The 7,193-nt window shown below is 65.6% G+C and carries 3 protein-coding genes and 1 pseudogene; all 4 read left to right on the top strand.

From position 1 onward, the window contains the following. The first annotated feature begins 120 nt into the window (after positions 1-120). The 4 genes and pseudogenes from E8A49_RS03140 to E8A49_RS23115 all read left to right on the top strand — a co-directional run bounded on the left by E8A49_RS03140 (position 121) and on the right by E8A49_RS23115 (position 6,776). Positions 121-2,670: a TonB-dependent receptor gene (locus tag E8A49_RS03140; RefSeq protein WP_293376245.1), complete on the top strand. Its 2,550-nt coding sequence runs from the start codon at positions 121-123 to the stop codon at positions 2,668-2,670. A 110-nt stretch (positions 2,671-2,780) separates the two neighbouring features. Then, on the top strand, positions 2,781-3,794 hold the full coding sequence (locus tag E8A49_RS03145; protein ID WP_293376247.1) for a D-cysteine desulfhydrase: 1,014 nt from the start codon (positions 2,781-2,783) through the stop codon (positions 3,792-3,794). A 29-nt stretch (positions 3,795-3,823) separates the two neighbouring features. Continuing rightward, the gene (locus E8A49_RS03150) at positions 3,824-4,609 is read left to right on the top strand and encodes a pyrroline-5-carboxylate reductase (RefSeq protein ID WP_293376249.1); all 786 of its coding nucleotides are present in this window, start codon (positions 3,824-3,826) and stop codon (positions 4,607-4,609) included. A 509-nt stretch (positions 4,610-5,118) separates the two neighbouring features. After that, positions 5,119-6,776: pseudogene (locus E8A49_RS23115) on the top strand (alpha/beta fold hydrolase). Positions 6,777-7,193: the final 417 nt, after the last annotated feature.

The raw sequence follows: 7,193 nt of genomic DNA on the forward strand, positions 1-7,193 counted from the left end.
GGCGCCGGAAGCACACCTTCATGACAGTGTTATGCATTCTGCATCATACATTTTGCAAAATGCTTGCGCTTGTGAAGGTCTTGTGATGGCGTGGCCCCTTCAGACCTGTGGGGGAACATCATGAAACATCTATTTCTGAGCGTGAGCGCGACCGCCCTGCTCTGCGCCACAGGCCCAGTGCTGGCTGCCGAAGCGCCCGCCAGCAGCGACGTGTCCGAGGTCATTGTCACCGGCAGCCGCGCAACCGCGGGCGTGAGAGCTGAAGACAGCCCAGCTCCGGTTCAGGTCGTGGGGGCTCAGGCTATCGCGCGCAATGGCTATACGGACCTATCGACTGCGCTTTCGACGCTTGTCCCGTCGCTGAATGTCTCTACCGGCCAACAGGATTCAGGGACGCTGAAGGTTCAGGCCGCGCTACGCGGGCTCAGCCCAAACGACACCCTCGTCTTGGTGAATGGCAAACGCCGCCACATCTCCGCTGACCTGACGATCACCCGCGCCAACTCTGGCACAGGCTCCGCGTCGGTCGACCTGAGCTTCATTCCCGTGGGGGCCATCGACCACGTGGAAGTCCTGACGGACGGGGCAGCCGCACAGTACGGCTCGGACGCGATCGCCGGGGTCGTAAACATCATATTGAAAACAAATAACGACTCCGGGTCGGTCTCCGGAACGGTCGGGGAGTTCGGCTCCGGCCAAGGTCAGAACGGCCAATGGTCGGTGAACAAAGGCTTCTCGCTCGGCGATCGGGGCTTCGTGAATGTCACCCTCGAGGAGCACTACCACGGGTTCTCAGACCAGGGTACGTACGATGACCGGTATCAGAATACCGACGGGACAACTAAGGCCGGGATCGCTCCCATCATCGCAGCGAACATTCAGAACTATAAGCTCTATCCCAATATCAATCCGGGCGGCGAGAGTGACCCGCGCTACAACCTGTACAACGGCTTCTTCAACGCCGCTTATGACCTGGGCGGCGGCGTCGAGGCCTACGCCTTCGGCAATTACGGCTACGAGATCTCGGGCCACCAGGGCAACGTGCGGGCCGGCAATGCGATCTCCGGCGTCCTTGCCGGGACGACAACCCCCTACTACCCTCTGCCGGACGGGTTCATCCTGCAGGAGACGTTTGACGAGACCGACGCGTCGATCACCGGGGGTCTCAGAGGCAAGGCCGCCGATTGGAGCTGGGATCTAGCAACGACTTACGGGCGCAATGACGACCAGGTTCACACCATCAACTCGGCCAATTCGAACCTCTACAAGCAACTGCAGTCGCTCTCCGCAACGCCGATCATGCCGCAGCGCAACTTCTACGATGGCGCGTTCATCGGCGGCGAGTGGAATACGACGCTCGATGTGGACCGAGGCTTCAAGGTCGGTCTCGCTTCGCCGCTAAACGTCGCACTCGGCCTCGAATATCGGCGCGACACGTTCGAGATCGATCAGGGAGAGTTCGCGTCCTACTATCTGGGCGGTTCGAGCGGCTTCGCTGGCTTCCAGCCCCTCGACGCGGGCCATCATGCTCGCACGAATTTCTCGCAATACATCGATCTAGCGGTGGATCCGATCACCAACCTGCACATAGACTTGGCCGGTCGGCACGAGAACTACAGCGATTTCGGCGATGCAACCGTTGGCAAGTTTACGGCGCGCTACGACTTCGGTCCGATGTTCGCCGTCCGCGGCACGATCAGCAACGGCTTCCGGGCGCCGACGCTGGAAGAGGAATATTATTCCGGGACCAATGTCTCCCCGACCTCGGAGTCGTCTTCCTTGCCGGCTGACGGCGCCGCGGCGAAAGCCGCCGGCTTCCTGCCGCTCAAGCCGGAAAAGTCGACCAACTACAGCGTCGGCGTCGTCGCCCATCCCATGGAGGGGCTGCAAATCACCGCGGACCTGTACCAGATCAAGATCACCGACCGCATCCTGGAGACAGGTTCGATATTGGGTTACCGCAGCGGATTTGGCACCAATGGCGTCGTGTCACAGGCGGTGTTGGACGCTCTGACAACTCAGGGGGTCGTTTTCCAACCCGGCGTGACCTCTGCGGGTATTTCAACATTTACCAACGCAGCGGACACGACGACGACCGGCTTTGAGCTCACGGCCAACTACACGTCTGACTTTGACAGGTTTGGCCGCGTGGATTGGTCGCTCGGGTTCAACTATAATGAGAACAAAGTGAACAAGGTGAACCCGTTGCCGGCCGCGGTGACGAATGCGACCTTCGGCCAGACGCTCCTGCTGAACCTGCCGGCGGTCACCGGACTCCTGGACGAGACACCGCGAGAGAAGGTGATCCTGGGCGCGCTGTGGACCGAAGGAAAGTGGGCGGTCAATTTCCGTCCGACGATTTATGGGCCGACGTTCCAGTATGTTAGCCTCGACGGTACTGGAACCGGCGCGGGCGCGACAAAAGAATACATTGGGACTACGGCGATTTTCGACCTGGACATCGCCTATTCACTGACAAAAGCCCTCAGGTTCAACATCGGCGCGAACAATCTCTTCAATACGTTCCCGCCGCGCGTTCCGAATGTTCCTAATCCCGCCGGCGGCGTCGAGCCCCCGGACGGCGACGTCGTCTATAACGTGCCCTACATCTTCGCGCCGTGGGGCTACAACGGCGGCTACTACTACGTGAAAGCCACCTACAGCTTCTAAGGCGACGGCCTCGAGGTCCCAGACCTCGACGTCGCGCCGGAGCTGTGGCGGCCGCGGGTTCCCCCTCCTCCCTGGAGCCCGCGGCCGTCCTGTATTTCTCGGGACCTTGTATGAATCTCGCTCGCTTTCCGCGCCAGCGCTACACTCCCGCGCCCACGCCGCTCGTGCGACTCAGCCGGCTTACTGACCTCCTGGGCGGACCCACGATCTATCTCAAGCGCGACGACCTCACTGGACTGACCGGCGGCGGCAACAAGACGCGCAAGCTTGAATTTCTGGTCGCCGAAGCCCTGGCCATGGGCGCCGACACCTTGATTACCGTCGGGGCGGTCCAATCGAACCATTGCCGGCTGACCCTGGCTGCCGCGGTCGCGGAGGGCCTCAAGTGCCGGCTGGTAATCGAACAAAGGGTCGCCAACAGCTACACCCCCGATGCGTCGGGCAACAACTTCCTCTTCAACCTTCTGGGTGTCGAGGCCATCTCGGTGGTCGACGCCGGCGCCGACCTGAACGCCGCCATGGAGGCTATCGCCGCGGACCTCGTCGCCGACGGCCGCCGCGGCTACATCATCCCCGGCGGCGGCTCAAACCCACTGGGCGCGCTGGGCTATGTCGCCTGCGCCGACGAGATCCTGGCGCAGGGCTTCGAGATGGGAGTCGCCTTCGACCAGGTGGTCTGCGCCAGTGGCAGCGCGGGCACACACGCCGGCCTCCTGGCCGGCTTCACCGCCGCCTGCTTCGACGCCCCCGTCACGGGGATCAACGTTCGCCGGCCCCGCGTCGAGCAGGAGGCTAATGTGCACGCCCTGGCCGTGGCCACCGCCGCCCTCATGGACGCGCCTGCCCCACCCCGGGAGGCCGTTCTGGCCCTCGATGACTGGGTGGGCCCAGGCTACTCCCTCCCCACGCCGGAGATGTTTGAAGCGGTGCGGCTGCTCGCCCGTGTGGAGGGCGTGTTGCTGGATCCGGTCTACACGGGCAAGGCCATGGCCGGCCTGATCGGCCTCATCCGGCGCAAGCACTTCACGGTGAACGAGAACGTTCTCTTCGTTCACACCGGCGGGTCTCCCGCTCTCTTCGCCTACAAGGATGCGTTCGGACACCAGGACCGCGCTACGGCTTGAGCGCCGCGCCGCAGGACGGAGGGCATGGCATGACGATGGGGTTCGTTGGGTGCGGCGCCATTGCCTCGGCCATGGTCGAAGGCCTCTGCGCGCGCCATCCCGACAGCAGGATTGTGGTCTCACCGCGCAATGCGGACCGCGCCCGGGATCTGGCGGCGCGCTTTCCCAATGTCGGGGTCGCCGCCTCCAACCAGGCCGTGCTGGACCAGGCCCAGATTGTGGTCCTGGCCATTCGCCCCCAGGTCGCCGCCGAGGCCATCGCCGACCTGACCTTCCGGCCGGACCACCGGGTGCTGAGCCTCGTGGCCGGCCTGACCCTGCCGAACCTGCGTGTGGCCGTGGCGCCGGCGAATGTGGCGACCCGCGCAATCCCCCTGCCCGCCGTCGCGCTCAATCGCGGCCCCACCGCAATTTTCCCGCCGGACGGCCCGACGCGGGCGCTATTCAACACCCTCGGGACGGCGATTGATCTGCAGGACGAAAGAGAGTTCGACGTATTCGCCACCGCGACCGCCACCATGGCCAATCAATTCGCCTTCGCCGAAACCATCGTCGGTTGGATGACCGAGCAGGGCGTGGCGACGGTCCGGGCCCGCGCCTTTGTGGACGGCATGATCGGCGGCCTGGCCGCGACCTCGGCCGCCCAACCCAACACCTCCTTTGCGGACCTCGCAGAGGCCCACCAGACCCCGGGCGGCCTGAACGCCCAGGTCCTGGACAAGACCACGCGCGACGGCGCCTTCGCGGGCCTTTCGGCGGCCTTGGACGCCGTCCTGGCCCGCCTGAGGGCCGGAGCCGCTGGGTGCGGGATCTAGATCACCGAATGTTCCAGTGGCCGAACGCCCGGCGGCGATATGGGAGGAAGATGCCGATGTTGAGACAAGTCCTGGTCGCCTGCGCCGCCGGCCTGTCGCTGACCGTCGCCCTGAACGCCTCGGCCGCCACGGTGCCCCCAGCCAAGCTCGAGACCTATCTGTCCTATCCCTTCATCAGCGGGCTTAAAGCCTCGCCATCGGGCACGCGGCTGGCTTGGATCGAAAACCGACAGGGCGTTCGGAACATCTGGACCGCCGAGACGCCGGACTTCCAGCCGCGCCGGCTGACCTCCGGCACGGCGGACGACGGCATGGAACTGGGCGAACTCAGCCTGTCTCCCGACGGCAAGATCGTCGCCTGGTCCCGCGGCGGCGGCGAGAGCAACAGCTGGGGCGCCGGCCTTCCGCCGCCCAATCCGGCGTCGGCGGTCGACCAGTCGCACAAGGAGATCTGGGTCTCGATCGCCGGAGCCGCGCCGGTGCGGGCCGCGCCTGACGGCGAGGAGCCAATGCTCTCGGCGACCGGACAACTGGCCTATCTCAAGGACGGACAGGTCTGGACCGCCGACCTGACCGCCAAGGCGCCGCCCCGACGACTGTTCTACGACCGCGGCCGGGCGGCCCAGTTGGCCTGGTCCCCGGACGGCGGTCGCCTGGCCTTCGTCTCGCGACGCGGCGACCACAGCTTCATCGGCATTTACAGTGGGCCGGATCATCCCCTCACCTGGCTGTCGCCGGCCACCGCCTTCGACGCCAATCCCACCTGGTCGCCCGACGGCCAGCGCCTGGCTTTCTCGCGGCAACCAGGCCGGGCCGAACCCCTGACGTCGCCCCTGCACGAAACCGCCAACCCCTTCGAGCTCTGGGTGGGCTCTCCCACCGACGGCGCGGCCCATGCGATCTGGCGGAGCCCCGCGGACCTAAACGGCTCCTACCCTGAGGTTCCCGACGGACTGTTCCTGCTGTGGGGCGCCGGCGATCGGCTCATCTTCCGGGCCGAGATGGATGGCTGGCCCCACCTCTATTCCCTGTCCGCGTCCGGCGGAACCGCCACCCTGCTCACGCCGGGGCCCTTCATGGTCGAGCACGTCGCCATGACGCCGGATCGCCGGGCCCTGCTGTTCAGCGCCAATGCCGGCGCCGCGGATGAGGACATCGACCGGCGGCATCTCTTCAAGGTGGCGGTCGACCGACCCGGCCTGACGCCGCTCACGGCGGGCACGGGGCTCGAATGGACGCCGGCCGCGCTCACTGAGGGCCGCATCGCCTACATCGCCTCGACGCCGACCACGGTGATGGCGGTCAACCTGGCTGGGGCCGACGGACGTGGGGCCAAAGCCCTCGACATTGCGGGCCCTGCCTACGCGACCGGCATCCTCACCGCGCCCAAGGCCCTGCCTTTCACCGCCGCCGATGGCCAGCCGCTGCACGGCCAGCTCTTCCTGCCGCCCAATGGCGGCGCCAAGCATCCGGCCGTGGTCTTCGTGCATGGCGGCCCGAGCCGGCAGATGCTGCTCGGCTGGTCCTACATGGACTACTACGCCAACGCCTACGCGGTGAACCAATACCTGGCCTCGCGCGGGTTCGTGGTCCTGTCGGTCAATTACCGCCTGGGCATCGGCTATGGGCGCGCTTTCCAGCACCCGGAAAAAGGGGGACGGGCCGGCGACGCTGAATATCAGGACGTGCTGGCCGCCGCCCGCCTCCTACAGCAGCTGCCACAGGTGGATCCGACCCGCCTGGGCATTTGGGGCGGGTCCTACGGGGCTGGCTGACCGCGCAGGCCCTGGCCCGCAACAGCGATATTTTCAAAGCAGGCGTCGACTTCCACGGTGTGCACGACTGGTCGTTGAACCCCGGCGTGGCCAGCCGCCCGCAACGGTATGAACAGAGCGACTATGACGCGGCGCTGAAGACCGCGTTCGACAGCTCCCCGGAGGCCGCCATCAAGGGGTGGACCTCTCCGGTGCTGCTAATCCACGGTGACGACGACCGCAACGTGCGCTTTGACCAGACGGTCGATCTCGCCCGGCGGCTGGCTGCGCAGCACACGCCATTCGAAGAGTTGATCCTGCCCAACGAGATCCACGGCTTCCTGCGCTACGACAGCTGGCTGAAGGCCGACGCAGCGACGGTGCGCTTCCTCGTAGAGCGGTTGAAACCTTGAGGCAGGCGTCTTGACCCTCGCCCGCGACGCCCAAAACCCTGGCCGAGAAGGCCTCCCGGCCTTTTGACCGGGAGGCAGGTGCCAGCTTCGGGGATAGTTGGAGGAAGCCGGAGGGTCGTCGCAGATACTCGGGCAATGGCGGCGCGGCGGCGGTTTGGGACGCCGGGCGCGTCGCCAAACGCCCTCGACAAGGTCGCGCAGCCCGAGGCCCGGCGACAACACTCCAATCCTAATAGCGGCATTAGGCGAGGCCCTACCGAAAGGGGTTACACGGGCCGCGGGAGATTTTCTCAGGCAGAGACATTGTAGATAGGGTTGTCAGGTTAACTCGACGAAGTTGAGTGGTGGCTGGGTGCCGTGATTTAGACCACAGCCCTCTCCCACGCCGCGTGAGCCTCGCCGCGAAAGCGGCGAAGG

It is taken from the genome of Phenylobacterium sp. (assembly GCF_004799515.1).
Lineage (GTDB): Bacteria > Pseudomonadota > Alphaproteobacteria > Caulobacterales > Caulobacteraceae > Phenylobacterium.